Below are 17,181 nucleotides of genomic sequence, written 5' to 3' on the forward strand. Positions count from 1 at the left end.
TATTAATTTTCCTTTGGGTGCTCATAATTAAATACAAACACCCAAAATAAATATTTAATAAAGCATAACAGTGCATCGCCTCACATCAAATTACTGATTGGCCTTTACATCAAGTTTAAGCAAATCAATAAGATCCTTGCGTGAGGTCACTGCGGTAGAAGTAATCACTGCAAAAGGCGTGCTATGATCAGGCTTTGCCGTAATTTCGATATTTTCAGGATTATCTAAATATTTGCCAATTTCGGTCGATACTTTTTCTGCAAAATCAGGATGCTGTAATTGAGCTAAGCCAAATGGCACAATCATTTTAATTTTTGCGACAAAATCTTCACGCTTTTCATTTGGTTCTTTTTGCAGATCAATAATTTTATTGGTAATAGAATTATCTACAAATTTTATATCAATGCTATTAAGGCTAAGCTGTTGAAGCAATCCAATGATCGACATTGCAGCGATTTGTTGATCTTTGTCTGAAGTTGATTTTGCTTGATTGCTAAGACGAATAAGTTCATTAGCAAGATCTTTGGTAAGACCGCCAAGACCAATCGTAATATTCAATTGACCAGCTTCATTCATATTACCTTGCAGTGCCACATCAACATGACCATCAACAAGGTTAGCATCAAATTTATAATTGCCCTGAATTTCAATATTATTGAAACCCATTTTCGTAAACGTTTCTTTTTGTTCACTATTTGGCAAACTTGATACGTCTACGCGTAAATTACCAATTTCACCGCTAAACTTAATGAATTTTTCTGGATCATATTCTGAAAATCCAAATGAAAGATCATCAAGATTTAAAACAGGCTTACCTTTTTCTTCGGCGACCATTTTCTTGAGTAAGATTGTTCCATATGGAAGCTGTCCTTCATAGGCCGCATCATTTTTTTCTGACTTAATTAATAATTTGGTTATTTCCAAGCCATGCAAGGTTGTAACCATATCGGAATTTTCTGTTGCTTCTTGTGCCATCTCTTCAACGAAAGTACGACCGACAAGATAGCCACCATCTTTATCTTCTTCAACATTTTCAAAAACAATTTCTTTAGCTATACCTTTTTTAGCATTTGGAACGTCTTTAGAAATAATTGTTGCGTTGTTAATTTTTACTGTCGTGCCATCAACGGTGATTTTTCCAGCTTCAATAACTTGACCATTCTTTTTCATTTCGGCTTGAACGCGGGCAAAAAAAGCATCACCATCAAGAGCCAATGCAGGTAAAGCAAAGCTTACACCAAGCGCCGCGGTAAGAGACAATATTTTAATTGATTTATTAATTCGTGAAACAATTTTCATAGCATAACTTTCTTAGTTAAAGATAAATAGTGATACGTCATGATGCGGTGTTAAAAAAAGAAAACTTTATCCAATCTTAAACTTTGCCCCCGAAAAAGCACCCCCATGATAGCTAGGTTAAGTGTTAGCAACAACAGTTTAGACCTGCAAGCCCATTCTTTAATAATGACAATTTTGTAAGATTGAATAATATCGTTTTCGCTTAAAAGTAAGCGTTGATTTATTCTAATAATTGATATGATGACTGATTATAAAGATGAGATAGCAAACATATATCATCCACAAAAATATTTGATATCATCACACTTGGTAATTTACCTAAACAGATATTGGTAGGCTATTCCAACTGGTATGCCTCTTTCAAGCATGCAACTTGCCTGAGTAAGCAGTAAAAGCATTATTATACACACCTACCGGCAAAGAAAAGCCCCATCAATTTAGAACAAATGAATGAGGCTAATAATTTAAATAAGCAAATAACGAGATTTCATCTATTTTTATATAACGACAGTTAAATCAATTCGTTATAAAATTTCGATTTCAATCAAAATGGTACTTCATCATCAAGATCACGCGAGAAGTTACCCCCACCGCCTTGATTGCTAAAATCATTACCGCCGCCAAAGCCACGATCTGCATTAAAATTACCAGAGTTATTTGAATTGTTGAAATTAGAATTACGGTTATTATTGTAACCACCGCTATTATAATTACCGACTTCGCTGCGCCCTGCATTACCGCCATCGCCGCGACTATCTAACATTTGCAATTCGCCGCGATATTTTTGTAAAACAACCTCAGTTGTATAACGGTCATTGCCGTTTTGATCTTGCCATTTACGGGTTTGCAACTGCCCTTCAATATAAAGCTTAGCACCTTTTTTGACATATTGCTCAACGACCTTAACCAAATTATCATTGAAAATCACAACATTGGTCCATTCAGTGCGCTCTTTACGCTCACCAGTATTTTTATCGCGCCAGCTTTCTGAGGTAGCGATGCGAAAACTTGCAACGGCATCACCAGAACCCATACGGCGAATTTCTGGATCGGCTCCAAGATTACCAACCAAGATTACCTTGTTTACGCTACCGGCCATTACTATCTCCATATATTATGCAAATTAAAGAGGTGAATCAGTTCACCTTATCTCTTTCCCTTATCGGGATAAAATATTCAACCTATTGTTTTTAAGTAAAAACATATCACATTCTTAACAAGAGAGATAAATATTTTATGTTTTGAAACGTCACCTTATACGCTTTATTCGAGAGGTTAAAACAAATAGCGATAAATAAACATCCTTTCCACAGATGTTAACATTTTTGTGCCTTGCCCTCGTAAAATGCCATTTCAATCTTATATTAGATTAAACCATTAAAACAATTTATTTTGCCATATTGTAATATAGGCGAAATTGCATTATTTAGCAATTGTTCTTTTTTTGTTCTACTCTTTAATTTTGGATTTTTTATGTCTGAGCAGAAATTTATTTCTATCCGTGGCGCGCGCGAGCACAATCTTAAAAACATTGATATCGACCTGCCCCGTGATAAACTCATTGTTATGACAGGCTTATCAGGTTCTGGTAAATCGTCATTGGCGTTTGATACTATTTATGCAGAAGGGCAAAGGCGCTATGTTGAAAGCCTTTCTGCCTATGCGCGTCAATTTCTTGAGATGATGCAAAAGCCGGATGTTGATCAAATTGATGGTCTTTCACCTGCAATTTCAATTGAACAAAAAACAACGAGTAAAAATCCGCGTTCGACAGTTGGGACCGTTACCGAAATTTATGATTATATGCGGCTGCTATTTGCCCGTGTTGGTGTCCCCTATTCGCCTGCGACTGGCTTGCCTATTGAGAGCCAAACAATTAGCCAAATGGTTGATCGCATTATGGCTTTAGAAGAAGGAACGCGGCTTTATATTATCGCACCGCTCGTACGCGGTCGAAAAGGCGAGTTTAAAAAGGAATTTGCCGAACTACAAAAGAAAGGCTTTCAACGGGTTAAGGTTGATGGCACTTTTTATGAGATTAGCGATGTGCCTAATCTTGATAAAAAATTCAAGCACGATATTGATGTCATTGTTGACCGCGTTGCTGTGCGTGATGACCTTAAAACCCGACTTGCCGATAGTATAGAAACAAGTTTGCGCTTGGCTGATGGCTTAGCCATTGCCGAATTTGCCGATAAGCCCTTGCCTGATGATGAGTTAGCTTCCAATTCAGCGAATAAATCCAAAAACGACACGCATGAAAGCATTTTATTTTCAGAAAAATTCGCCTGCCCTGTTTCCGGATTTACCATTGCTGAAATTGAGCCAAGGCTCTTTTCCTTCAATAATCCAGTAGGTGCTTGCCCGACTTGTGATGGCCTTGGACAAAAACAAGCAATTGATGCAGCATTAATTGTACCTGATGATAGCATAAGCCTTAAAGCTGGAGCTATCGCCCCTTGGGCGCGATCTTCATCACCTTATTATAATCAAACATTGGAAGCTATTGGCCGCGCTTATGGGTTCAAACTAACCGATATATGGAATAAACTAACGCCGCAAGCCCAACAGGCTGTACTTTATGGCACGGGCAAAAAGGATATTGAGTTTGTTTACGATGACGGTGCGAGATCTTACAAGGCTGTAAAACCTTTTGAAGGTGTTATCCCGAATATGGAACGCCGTTGGAAAGAAACAGATTCAGCTTGGTCTCGCGATGAGATTGAGCGTTATATGACTGCAACGCCCTGCCCTGCTTGTCACGGCTACCGGTTGAAGCCAGAAGCTTTGGCGGTAAAAATTGGTGGAATGCATATTGGGCAAGTAACCGCCATGTCAATTGCCAAGGCTGATGGCTGGTTTGGCAATATTGACAAAGGTTTTACTGACAAGCAACGGGGCATTGCTGAACGAATTTTGAAAGAAATTCGCGAAAGGTTGCGTTTCTTAAACGACGTTGGTCTTGAATATTTAACATTAGCGCGCAATTCCGGTACGCTTTCTGGTGGTGAAAGCCAGCGTATTCGCTTGGCATCGCAAATTGGCTCGGGCTTGACAGGCGTACTTTATGTGCTTGATGAGCCCTCGATTGGTCTTCATCAACGCGACAATGAACGCTTACTTGAAACATTACGTCATTTGCGTGATTTAGGTAATTCAGTAATAGTGGTTGAGCATGATGAGGATGCGATTTTAACCGCTGATTATGTAGTGGATATTGGTCCTGCAGCTGGTATTCATGGTGGCAACATCATTGCTAAGGGAACGCCAAAGGAAGTCATGGATAATTCGGCCTCCTTAACCGGGCAATATTTATCAGGCAAAATGTTTGTGCCTTTACCAAAACAAAGACGAAAAATTGATAAGAAAAAAGCAATTAAAGTTATTGGTGCAACCGGCAATAATTTAAAAAATGTTAGCGCTGATATTCCGCTTGGCACCTTTACCTGTGTAACCGGTGTTTCAGGTGGCGGCAAGTCTACCTTTCTTATTGAAACCTTGTATAAAGCTGCGTCACGCCGCATCATGGGTAGCAGGGAAATACCATCAGAATTTCAACGTATTGATGGGTTGGAATTTATTGACAAAGTGATTGATATTGACCAGTCACCGATTGGCCGCACACCACGTTCCAATCCGGCAACCTATACTGGGGCATTTACACCAATTCGCGATTGGTTTGCTGGCTTACCTGAATCAAAAGCACGCGGCTATCAAGCTGGACGCTTTTCTTTTAACGTTAAAGGCGGTCGCTGTGAAGCTTGCCAAGGTGATGGTGTTATTAAAATTGAAATGCACTTCCTGCCAGATGTTTATGTCACCTGCGATGTATGTCAGGGCAAACGCTATAATCGTGAAACTTTAGAGGTAACCTTTAAAGAAAAATCCATTGCTGATGTTCTTGATATGACCGTAGAGGAAGGTGCAGCATTCTTCTCAGCCGTGCCTGCTGTGCGTGACAAGCTTGATACATTGGTGAAAGTTGGTCTTGGATATATAAAGGTAGGACAGCAGGCAACCACACTATCAGGTGGTGAAGCACAGCGCGTTAAACTAGCCAAAGAATTATCACGCAAAGCCACGGGCAAGACCCTTTATATTCTTGATGAACCAACAACTGGTTTGCATTTTCATGACGTTGCAAAATTATTGGAAGTTTTACATGAATTGGTTGATCAAGGCAATACCGTTGCGGTTATTGAGCATAATCTTGAAGTCATCAAAACCGCCGATTGGGTAATTGATCTTGGACCTGAAGGCGGAGACGGCGGCGGCGAAATTGTTGCAGTTGGAAGACCTGAGGATATTGTAAAAGAAGACAGGTCTTATACTGGGCACTTCCTCAAAGAACTATTGGAACGCCGCCCGACTTGAATAAAACTCCCACCATATATCTTAATAACAAAGATGATATATGGTGGGTAATTTATTGTAATATATTAGATAAAATTATTTAGTTTAATACAACGACACCAATATTCAATGCCGCTGCTAAAGCAAGCCAAAATGCATATGGAATAAATAAAACGGAAACCAATTTGTCACTATTCCATGCCTTTAAAATAATCATCACTACTAATAGCAACATGATTAAACACGCAAGAAGCGCGATAACTGTTTGATGCAAACCAAAAAACAGCGGTGTCCATGCAAAGTTGATCACCAATTGCGCAGACCACATTGTTTTTAAGAGATCATTTGGCCTATCAATAAATATCCGCCAGCCCACAAAGCCAATGATTATATATAGAATTGACCAAACAGGAGCAAATAACCAATTAGGAGGGGTAAAAAAAGGCTTATTTAATTCTTGATACCAAGAAGTTGGCGCAAATTTATATCCAATAGCGCCGCCAATAATAAAAATCGCAACAATAAACAAAACTGCATATAATGATTTGCGCATATTTTTCTTTTCCACTTTTCGCGATTTATAAAAGCCTTAAAGTTAAAGCTCTATTATTTTACTATCTAGCAAATCATGTAAATTACAATTTGACTAAAAATTAAACGTTTTAGCTTGGAAATTGGTTGCAGATTATTTCAATTTAATAAAAAAACAATAGATAGAATATATCTATTGCTTAAACTCTTGCTTCAACAAAAACCTATTGATATTCAATCTTATGGCAAAAAATGTGATTCCTTCAGCTCTTGATGAGCATATCGAAAAAGTCGGTTTGAAATCTGCTCTTGAAGAGCGTTATCTTGCTTATGCATTATCAACCATTATGCATCGTGCCCTGCCCGATGTGCGTGATGGTTTAAAACCTGTGCATAGGCGCATTATTCACGCGATGCGGCTTCTTCGCTTATTTCCCGATCAAGGCTATGCCAAATGCGCTCGTATTGTTGGTGATGTCATGGGTAAGTTTCACCCGCATGGTGATGCATCAATTTATGATGCACTTGTGCGCCTAGCACAAGATTTTGCCGTTCGCTATCCGTTAATTGATGGCCAAGGTAACTTTGGCAATATTGACGGTGATGGTGCAGCAGCAATGCGTTATACCGAAGCCCGAATGACTGAAGTATCTACATTATTGCTTGAGGGTATCACTGAAAACGCGATTGATTTTCGTCCAACCTATAATGAGGAAGATGAAGAACCAATCGTATTGCCGGGTGCTTTTCCCAATATCCTTGCTAATGGTTCATCAGGTATTGCCGTTGGTATGGCAACATCCATTCCTCCGCACAATGTTGCCGAACTTTGTGATGCGGCCTTACACATTATTGCCCATCCCGAAGCAACATCGGATGATTTGATAAAGTTTATTCCAGGGCCAGATTTTCCAACTGGCGGTATTTTGGTGGAAACTAGCGAATCCATTGCTGAATCTTACCGCACAGGACGCGGCTCATTCCGCTTACGTTCGCGTTGGCACAAGGAAGAAGGGGCACGCGGCTCATATGTTATTGTGGTAACAGAAATCCCCTATCAAGTTCAAAAAGCCCGTCTTATTGAAAAAACAGCAGAGCTTTTAATTCAACGTAAACTACCATTACTTGAAGATATTAGGGATGAATCTGCCGAAGATATTCGCATAGTTTTAGAGCCTAAAAACCGCAGTGTTGACCCAGAGATTTTAATGGAATCGCTGTTTAAACTAACGGATTTTGAAACGCGGATTTCACTTAACTTAAATGTTTTGACCTTAGGCAAAATTCCAAATGTCTTATCATTAGATCAAACATTAAAACAATGGCTTGAACATCGAAAAGAAGTTCTTATTCGCCGTACGCAATATCGCTTAAAAGAAATTGAAAAGCGCTTGGAGCTTTTGAGTGGCTATCTCATTGCCTATCTTAATCTTGATGAGATTATTCGTATTATCCGCGAAGAAGATGAGCCTAAAAAGCAACTGATTGCCACTTTTAATTTAACCGACAATCAGGCGGAAGCTATTTTAAATATGCGCTTACGCTCACTGCGTAAACTCGAAGAAGTAGAAATTCGGACTGAATTTGACAAGCTAACGGTTGAAAAACAAGAACTCGAGGAACTTATTGCCTCCAATGTCAGACAATGGAAGGCAATTTCTTCCGAAGTTTCAAAAGTAAAATGGATTTTCTCACAAAATACCGATCTTGGCAAACGTCGCACTAGCTTTGAAAAAGCGCCAGACCATGACATTGATGACATTCAACAAGCGATGATTGAAAAAGAACCAATCACCATTGTTGTTTCCGAAAAAGGTTGGTTACGCGCTTTAAAAGGTCATATTTCGGATTATTCTAGTCTATCATTCAAAGAAGGTGATAGCCTAAAACTCGCCTTCCCCGCACAAACAACCGACAAAATTTTAGTATTGAGCACTGGTGGTAAGTTCTACACTATTGCGGCAAATAGCTTGCCTGGTGGGCGAGGACATGGCGAACCAATCCGTATTCTTGTTGACATGGATAACGACCAAGACATTTTGACTGCTTTTGTGCATGAAGCAGATACTAAGCTGCTCATCACGTCACATCTTGGCCACGGCTTTATTGTGCCTGAAAATGATGTCATTGCAACAACCCGCAAAGGCAAGCAAGTGATGAATGTGAAAGCTCCTGATGAAGCGGCAAGTTGCATTAGAGTAAATGGTGACAGCGTTGCAATTGTTGGTGAAAATCGTAAATTACTAGTTTTCCCGATTGAACAAATTGCTGAAATGTCGCGTGGCAAAGGTGTTCGTTTGCAACGCTATCGCGATGGTGGCATGAGCGATATTATCACCTTTAATTTAGATGATGGCTTAACCTGGAAAGATTCAGCTGATAGAAGTTTTGTTCGCAGCAAGGAAGAACTGATTGAATGGATTGGTAACCGTGCCGGTGCGGGGCGTATGGTACCCAAAGGTTTTCCACGATCTGGCAAGTTTAATTAATAGTTCTTAAGTTTAAAAATTAACGCGCCGGTTTATTCGGCGCTTTTTTATGAAATAACTAGTTTAAAGCAAAACCATATATACAAAGCAATTTATAGCGGGCTGGATAATTAACAATAGTTAAACTTAATAACGTGAGATTAATAGAATTATTGACGTCTATAAACCCTATATTAACGTATCTATCATTGGAAACCATTTAAGACTACTAATAATAAAAACAGTAAATTAAGAATTTATTGCCACTTAATAAGAGGGTTCCATTTTAGCAATAAATGAAACGGCATAGAGATTCTTACTTCCGTAGCCTACTATTTTTTGTTATTCATGAACGAAAAAGCCACATAATGTTGATTATACATATAATAAATAGGACGGCAAAAAAACCTTTCTTGGCAAAGCGATCCATAATGGAACGATTAAAACCGCAAACCCGCTAATCCATTACCTTTGAAATGATATGACCTTTTCTAAACATTACGAGTTGATACAAAGGCTAAAACTGTAAAGATGGTTTTGCACTGCCTATGCTCCCTGCAAAAAGACAGCGTAGAAAATACCAATGGATGCATCTCACCATGGCTACTATGAGAATTAGATCTTGACGCTGTATCCCAGAAGGATATCATGAAATATCTATACCCAACAGTGAAAGTGCCTTAACTTTTAAATATCCTTTCAAGCCTTCAAAAAAGAACTTGGAAAAGACATAAAATTAAGATCAAATAAAACCGTGTTGCACTTTGCGCGGTAATCGACCTACCATTAATAAGCTTTTTTAGTTTATTAATTAGTAGCACTCTAAATTGGAGAGAATAACATGCCAACTAATTATGATGAAAACAACATTTTTGCAAAAATTTTACGTGATGAAATCCCTTCTATCCGTGTTTTTGAAGATAGTAACGTTGTTGCGCTTATGGATGTTATGCCCCAGGGGGACGGCCATGTTTTAGTTATCCCACGCAAAGCTTCGCGCAATATTCTTGATGCAGAACCCGAAGCATTAATAGCCTCAGTTCTTGCTGTGCAAAAAATTGCCAATGCGGTAAAAAAAGCTTTTAATAGTGATGGTGTAACAATTATGCAGTTCAATGAACCAGCCGGTGGACAAAGCGTTTTCCACCTTCACTTTCATATCATTCCACGCTTTGAAAATATCGCCCTAAAACCACATACTGGTAAAATGGCTGATCCAGAACAACTGGAAGAGCAAGCAAAAAAAATACGAGCTGCACTTAACTAACTATTTATAGAGCAAAAAAACAAAGCTTAGGACTTATTAATCAAGATAAAAGATGACGGCTATAGCGATGCAAATTGCTGAGAAAAAGTATGAGCGAAACTTTATTTGGCATATATAGTTGCAATACGCTGCAGATTTTCGAATTTTGCAAACAAGTTCTCAACTTTATGCCGCAATTTATAAATTGTTTTGTCAAAGCAGATGGTTGCTCTTCTACCTGCTAGGGGAGGAATACGGGGCTTAATTTTCAATCAAGCAAGGCTTGCCTGAACCAGTCACGTCAATACCTTTGTCAGCAATGAGTTCTTGCGCATCAGGTAGAATTAGTAACAGAAGGGCTACGCCTTTATAGTCACTCATTTGTTGTTTTCACAAGAATAGACATGTTGGCTTTCTATGTTGGTCAACCACCCTATGCAGTTTTGAGTTAAAGTCACCTTTTGTGCATGCAATAAAGGGGTGAACATCGCCTTTTTCAATAAACTTGCCAGAGTACAATGCGTTTTATGCAAACCATAGCCAACAGCTACATCTTTCTATCGCAAGCAATGCTTGTTAACCCGCTAATAATGCGCTTATCATCGACATGCGCGCCAATCGGATAGTGGAAAATAAGGCGATATCCGCGTCATCTGATCTTTACTCAACGCACGAAAATCAATCTTTGGCTACCTGCGCAGCCCCCAATAATCCTTAATCAACTAAAATAGGAATTCACAAAATTAATAGGTTCTGCAGCTGGGATAGGCAAGCTAATCAAAAAACAAAAAATCAGTTTGCGTAAATTTTCTTTTTTTGAGCTCGTTTTTGGTTTAAAAAGCTGCAACTATGAGTCCTATGATAAAAATATCACAATCATCTAATACAATAACAAACTATAAGCATATAAAATGTATTTTAGAACTGGAAGTAAGATAGGCATCCAGTTCCAAAAATCGCAAAAAATTAATTCACATGTTTAAGAAAATCACGAAGACGAGGATTTTGGGGATTATTAATCATTTCAACTGGGTTTCCATCAACACTGATTTTACCATTTTCCATAAAAATTAATCGCGTTCCCACATCCCGTGCAAAACCAACCTCATGGGTTACAACTATCATTGTCATACCCTCAGATGCTAGTCCCTGCATCACTTTTAAAACTTCTTGTCTAAGCTCGGGATCAAGAGCCGACGTAGGCTCATCAAACAACATCAGTTTTGGCTTTACTGCTAACGCCCGTGCAATAGCCACGCGTTGTTGTTGTCCACCCGATAATTGTGACGGATAATGGTTTTCGCGCTGTGACAGGCCCACCTTATTCAACAACTCGCGTGCAATTGCATAAGCTTCACGTTTGGGCAGCTTTCGCACTTCACGAGGACCAAATGCAACATTTTCTAATGCCGTCATTTGCGGGAAAAGATTAAATTGTTGAAAAACCATACCAGCTTCTTGGCGGATGGTGCGTACTTTACTGCGCCCGCCAAGTACACTGATATTATCGACAACCAGATCACCACCATTAATTTTTTCAAGCGCATTAATACATCTAAGCAGTGTGGATTTGCCCGAGCCAGATGGCCCAATCAATACAACCACCTCGCCTTTTTTAATCTTTAAATCAACCTTATCAAGCACTATGAGTTGGTCGAAACGCTTTGATACTTGTTTAAATTCGACAATTGTTTCACTCATAATATATGTATCCGCTTTTCAATAATTCTCAATATGATCTTTATCAAGAATTGCAAGCTTTAAACTAAACTCGCTGGTAACTGTTAATTCTAAATTGTCATTTTCCATTCATAGTTCATTCTTTGGATAAAATATCTAGTTTTAGCCACGATTTTACCGGAGGAAATGCAAATAATAATTTAATTATACCAAGTTTTTACATAGTCTTAGCAAAGCCATTTTCATTTGTCTTTGAAGAAAGATGAATAGTCTTTTAATAATATTGACTTAACAATCCAATTTTCTATAATAAACAAATAATAAGAATTAACTTGGCTTCAATATATAGGTGTTTAGTAGCAAACTTTCTAAAAATTCTTATAGTGTTTTTAATTAAATTATGGACAAATTTCATACAAAAAAGGAGAGCATTTCGCCCTCCTTGATTAATAAATTTAAAAATAAGATAGAACTTCAAGCTAATTCAAAATAATTCTTAGCAAATTCTCAAACATATTGAACCTAAAAACTTTACGGCAGCTCAACTATTTTTCCATTTTCAAGAGTAATTCGGCGATCCATTTGCTTGGCAAGTGCATGATTATGAGTTGCAATCAATGCGGCAAGCCCAGATTGCTTAACCAAAGCTTGTAACGCCTGAAATACATAATTGGATGTAACTGGATCAAGATTACCTGTTGGCTCATCAGCTAGCAACACCATCGGTACATTCGCAACTGCGCGCGCAATGGCCACCCGCTGCTGCTCACCACCAGATAATTCCGATGGGCGATGCTTAATGCGATGCCCTACCCGCATATATTCAAGAAGCTTTTCGGCGCGAGCCGCAGCCTCCTTCTTCTTTAAGCCACTAATTAATTGCGGCATCATTACATTTTCAAGTGCAGTAAATTCTGGCAACAAATGATGGAACTGATAGACAAACCCAACTTCGGAACGGCGAATGGCCGTACGTTCATTATCGGATAATTTTGAACAGCTCTTACGACATAATTCTACTTCACCACCATTAGGCTTTTCTAACAAGCCTGCAATGTGCAATAAAGTTGATTTACCCGCACCTGAAGGTGCAACCAAGGCAACTGTTTCACCGCTATTTAAGGTAAAATTCGCTTTGTCTAATATTGTTAAAGCTTGATCGCTATCATTATAGGTGCGATCAACATTAATGAGTTTTAAAACAGGCTCAGCCATTATTCATACCTTAATGCTTGAACGGGATCGAGGCGAGACGCACGCCATGCAGGCAAGATGGTTGCCAATAATGACAGCGATAAGGTCATAATAATGACCATTCCAATTTGACCGACATCCAAACGCGATGGTAATTGCGTTAACATATAAATCTGCGGATTAAAGACTTCCTCTCCAGAAACCCAAGTAACGAATTTCTGAATATGTTCGATGTTAAGGCTAGTAACGACACCGAGTAAACTGCCCAACAATGTGCCTATCACTCCAATGACCGCGCCAGTCATAATGAAAATACGCATTATAGCACCGCGCCTTGCACCCATAGTGCGCAAAATAGCGATATCATGCCCCTTATCTTTAACCAACATAACGAGTCCAGAAATAATATTAAGAGCGGCGACAAGAACAATCAGTGATAAGATAATAAACATAACATTGCGTTCAACTTGCAATGCTGAAAAAAATGTCTGATTGCGCTGTCGCCAATCAATCATATAGACATTTGGAATGGTACCATTTTCGATCATTGGCTGAACTTCTTGATCAATTGCCAATCGAATATTATCAACCTCATCGGGGTTTTCAATAAAAACCTCAAGTGACTGAACTTTATTTTCTTGATTAAAGAATAGCTGAGCTTGCGATAAAGGCATAAATATCACCGCTGAATCAAACTCAAACATACCAACTTCAAAAATACCACCTACTTTATATGCTTTTTCGCGGCGGGTAACGCCAAAGGGGGTAACATCCCCTTCAGGACCAAGAATGGTGACATAGTCATCAACGCTAACGCCAAGCTTTTGTGCAAGTCCGCTACCTAACAAAATAGTTTCACCATCATCAAACTTATTGATGCCGCCTACCTTGATATTATCAGCAACTGCTGACATTTTTTTTAGATCAGCTTCGCGCATGCCGCGTACAATGGCTCCGCTACCATTTTTGCCATATGTAGCAAAGGCTTGCCCTTCAAGCACAGGTAGAATAAATTTAACACCGTGTAACTTTTCAAGCTGCGGAATGAGATTATTATAATTATCAAATGATCCAGTGTCTGACTGGACAATTAGATGGCCATTAAAACCTAAAATGCGATCAAGCAAATCAGCTCTAAAACCATTCATAACCGACATCACTACAATCAATGCACAGACACCAATCATGATACCTATAAGGGATATGATGGAAATAATTGAAGTAAAAGCTTGTTTCTTGCGTGGTATCATATAGCGGAAGGCCACCATCCACTCAAAATAAGCGAATGGTTTGCCTTGTTGAATTGGCTTTGTATCTTTACTCATTGGGCTTCAATAATCCGGTTTAAGGCTGCATCAAGAGATAGAGTGATTTTTTCACCGCTTTTGCGATTTTTAACTTCAACTTCTCCATTAGCTGCACCGCGTGGTCCGACAACAATTTGCTCTGGCAGACCAATAAGATCCATAGTCGCAAATTTTGAACCAGCACTTGCATCTGTATCATCAAGCAACACGTCAAAACCGGCATTATTAAGACGCTCATAAAGAATATTTGACATTTCATCACATTGTTCATTGCCAGGCTTCATATTGATGAGGCCAATGTCAAATGGTGCCAGCGCTTTCGGCCAAATAATACCCTTATCATCGTGAGATGCTTCAATAGCTGCAGCAATCAAACGCGAAGGCCCAATACCATAAGATCCCATCGAAACCAGATGATCCTTACCATCAGGACCAGTCACTTTTGCCCCCATTGGCTCTGAATATTTAGTGCCAAAATGGAAAATATGGCCGACTTCAATACCGCGAGCAGCAACTTTCTTATCATCTGCAACAGATGCCCAAGCGGATTCATCATGCATTTCTTCGGTTGCGGCATAGGGCGCTGTCCATTGTGCAACAATATTGGCAAGAGATTCGCTATCATTAAAATTAGTGTCGGCACCAGGAACTTGCATATCAAGATATTGTTGGTCGCAGAAAACCGCGCTTTCACCAGTATCAGCAAGAATAATAAATTCATGGCTCAAATCGCCACCAATTGGCCCGGTATCGGCGCGCATAGGAATAGCATGAAGGCCTGCGCGAGCAAAAGTGCGAAGATAAGCTACAAACATGCGATTATAAGCAGCCTTGGCGCCATCATAATCAAGATCAAAAGAATAAGCATCTTTCATCAAGAACTCACGCGAACGCATAACGCCAAAGCGTGGACGTATTTCATCGCGGAACTTCCATTGGATATGATAAAGATTAAGCGGTAAATCCTTGTAAGAACGCACATAGGACCGGAAAACTTCCGTCACCATTTCTTCGTTAGTAGGGCCAAACAGCATATCGCGATCTTGGCGATCCTTAATGCGCAACATTTCCTTACCATAATCATCATAACGACCACTTTCACGCCAAAGATCCGCGGGCTGAATGGTGGGCATCAAGATTTCTAATGCACCTGAGCGATTTTGCTCCTCGCGAATGATTTTACATACTTTGTCCAATACTTTCTTACCCATCGGCAGCCAAGAATAGATACCTGCTGTTTGCTGATGTATCATGCCTGTACGAAGCATCAACCGATGAGAAACGATTTCCGCTTCTTTAGGATTTTCCTTAAGGATAGGGAGAAAATATTGTGAAAGACGCATAGGTAATACCAATCCTGTAATGTAAACACGCGATTCGCGATTTTTATTTTTTCTACAATAACGACAATCATTAAAGAATGAAATATAAGAACGTAAGCGCGCAGTTTTATCGAAAAAAGGCGAGAATACGGCTTCCAGTCATATTGTGGCAAAATTACGCCATTTATATTTTTTCTAATGACAGCCATAATAAAACATGATAGAAAACTGGTGATAACAAACTTAGGTAGATTAAACTACCTAAATGACGCGAGAGTATTTGGGAGGATCAGGTTTTAGGGCGCGTATACCGCTGCCCCCTTAAGTTTAAGGATTAAAACCATCGCGTATAATTATCAAAGCAAGGCTTTCGAGCCTTGCTTTTTTTATGCCCTATTTTTAAACTATTTTAATTTCAGTTTTATGACATATTTTTTACTTATGTATAGACATACCTATATTATTAAAACTGATACTAATCTAAAAAATATCTATTTTGTGTCGCCAGTGCGCTAAATCTTACAATATGTCTAATCCATTAAACAAACTCATGTGATATATTAGATTAAAAAACTTTTATAGCTTGGCTAATACAAACACGCCGCCACTCACAGCGGTTATACACCCTGTAGTTTTTGGATAAGTCAGCGGCAAAGATTTTATCGAACGTATAGCAAGATAACCCCATGCTTCAGCCTCGATAAATGCTGAATTAAAACCAATATCATCGGCTGCAATAATATTTATATCGCAAGGTTCTGCAAGTTGTTGCAAATATTTGATGATCGCTTTATTTTTAACGCCACCACCACTAATGATCATTTGCCTTGGCTTTTCACTTAAAAACTTAAAAGAAGAGAAAATCTGTTTGGCAGTTAAAAATGCCAAGGTCGCTGCGCCATCGTTTAGCGATATAGTTTTATCGGTAAGGGGTTTGAAATTTCGCCAATCAAGGGATTTTTTGGTATTTTGTTGATAAATATTATCCAACATAATACTACTAAGGACTTGCTGATTAACTTTTCCTGCTAGTCCCGCCTGACCATCCTTATCAAAATGTCCTTGATTATTAAAAGCCATCCATTGATCAATCAACACATTACCAGGCCCACAATCAAAAGCAATGATATTATCATCTCTTTCTAGATCTGCTGTGTTTGTACCAATGTTAGGTTAGATATGCCGCCAATATTAATAAAAGCAACCGGAAAGTTTAAATAATCATGCTGCATAGCGGCAAGAGCCGCATGATAGATCGGCACAAGCGGCGCACCCTGCCCTTGATGGAGCATATCATTGGCACGCATATCGTAAACCACATCAATGCCAGTTTCACGAGCAAGTAAAGAGCCATCACCCAATTGCAAGGTGACCCCCTCATCAGGTCGGTGCAAAATGGTTTGTCCATGAAAGCCAATAACATCAATCAGTTCTGACTTTAGTTCAAGCTTTTTTAAAAGTGATTTAACCACCATTACATGTTCTAGGGTTAAGTCGCGCTCAAGCGCATCAAGCCCATTAGGGCGCGCAGTGCGATCTGTAATTTTCTGTGCAAGATCGAGGCTTTTTTTAAGGCGGTTACGGAAATCGTTTGAATAAGAGTGACTGAAAGTCGATATAACGCGCGATTGGCCTAAACCATCGCTTTCAATAAGCGCTGCATCAATACCATCCATTGATGTACCGCTCATTAATCCGATCGCCATTTTTAAAATCTTGTTTTTTCATTTTGCACCCAACACTGATTCCTTGTTATTTATAGCCGATTCATGCTAGCAAGG

The 17,181-nt window shown here is 39.1% G+C and carries 10 protein-coding genes and 1 pseudogene; 3 read left to right on the plus strand and 8 right to left on the minus strand.

Annotated features, from left to right (window positions below; genetic code table 11):
• Positions 1 to 90 precede the first annotated feature (90 nt).
• Positions 91 to 1,299 (minus strand): hypothetical protein, encoded by a 1,209-nt coding sequence (locus H3299_RS06650; protein WP_182419478.1) that lies wholly within the window; start codon positions 1,297 to 1,299, stop codon positions 91 to 93.
• A gap of 544 nt (positions 1,300 to 1,843) precedes the next feature.
• Positions 1,844 to 2,398, minus strand: coding sequence for a single-stranded DNA-binding protein (gene ssb / locus H3299_RS06655; protein ID WP_182419479.1), 555 nt, complete (start codon positions 2,396 to 2,398; stop codon positions 1,844 to 1,846).
• A 374-nt stretch (positions 2,399 to 2,772) separates the two neighbouring features.
• Between ssb and uvrA the strand changes: the two genes are divergently transcribed.
• Positions 2,773 to 5,673: an excinuclease ABC subunit UvrA gene (uvrA, locus tag H3299_RS06660; RefSeq protein ID WP_182419480.1), complete on the plus strand. Its 2,901-nt coding sequence runs from the start codon at positions 2,773 to 2,775 to the stop codon at positions 5,671 to 5,673.
• 79 nt (positions 5,674 to 5,752) lie between these two features.
• On the opposite strand, the gene H3299_RS06665 is transcribed toward uvrA, so the two are convergent.
• Positions 5,753 to 6,205 carry a TspO/MBR family protein gene (locus tag H3299_RS06665; protein WP_182419481.1) on the minus strand — a complete coding sequence of 151 codons (453 nt, stop codon included), beginning with the start codon at positions 6,203 to 6,205 and terminating at the stop codon, positions 5,753 to 5,755.
• Positions 6,206 to 6,425: 220 nt separating this feature from the next.
• Here H3299_RS06665 and parC point away from each other — a divergent pair, with 220 nt between their 5' ends.
• The gene (gene parC, locus H3299_RS06670) at positions 6,426 to 8,672 is read left to right on the plus strand and encodes a DNA topoisomerase IV subunit A (protein WP_182419482.1); all 2,247 of its coding nucleotides are present in this window, start codon (positions 6,426 to 6,428) and stop codon (positions 8,670 to 8,672) included.
• Between the two features lie 820 nt (positions 8,673 to 9,492).
• Entirely contained in the window at positions 9,493 to 9,918 is a 426-nt protein-coding gene (locus H3299_RS06675; protein WP_182419483.1) for an HIT family protein, read from the plus strand.
• Positions 9,919 to 10,863: 945 nt separating this feature from the next.
• Here H3299_RS06675 and glnQ read toward each other — a convergent pair.
• From glnQ to H3299_RS06700, 5 genes and pseudogenes are all read right to left on the minus strand, one after another.
• On the minus strand, positions 10,864 to 11,598 hold the full coding sequence (gene glnQ, locus H3299_RS06680; protein WP_305852533.1) for a glutamine ABC transporter ATP-binding protein GlnQ: 735 nt from the start codon (positions 11,596 to 11,598) through the stop codon (positions 10,864 to 10,866).
• A gap of 510 nt (positions 11,599 to 12,108) precedes the next feature.
• Positions 12,109 to 12,792 carry an ABC transporter ATP-binding protein gene (locus tag H3299_RS06685; protein ID WP_305852534.1) on the minus strand — a complete coding sequence of 228 codons (684 nt, stop codon included), beginning with the start codon at positions 12,790 to 12,792 and terminating at the stop codon, positions 12,109 to 12,111.
• Positions 12,792 to 14,096, minus strand: coding sequence for a lipoprotein-releasing ABC transporter permease subunit (locus tag H3299_RS06690; RefSeq protein WP_246708174.1), 1,305 nt, complete (start codon positions 14,094 to 14,096; stop codon positions 12,792 to 12,794). Before H3299_RS06690 ends, H3299_RS06685 begins: the two co-directional genes overlap by 1 nt.
• Positions 14,093 to 15,421: a proline--tRNA ligase gene (proS, locus tag H3299_RS06695; RefSeq protein ID WP_182419484.1), complete on the minus strand. Its 1,329-nt coding sequence runs from the start codon at positions 15,419 to 15,421 to the stop codon at positions 14,093 to 14,095. The genes H3299_RS06690 and proS overlap by 4 nt, the downstream gene beginning before the upstream one ends.
• A 555-nt stretch (positions 15,422 to 15,976) precedes the next feature.
• Positions 15,977 to 17,106 (minus strand): annotated as a pseudogene (locus H3299_RS06700) (anhydro-N-acetylmuramic acid kinase).
• Positions 17,107 to 17,181 lie beyond the last annotated feature (75 nt).

It is taken from the genome of Bartonella sp. HY038 (assembly GCF_014117425.1).
Classification (GTDB): Bacteria; Pseudomonadota; Alphaproteobacteria; order Rhizobiales; family Rhizobiaceae; genus HY038.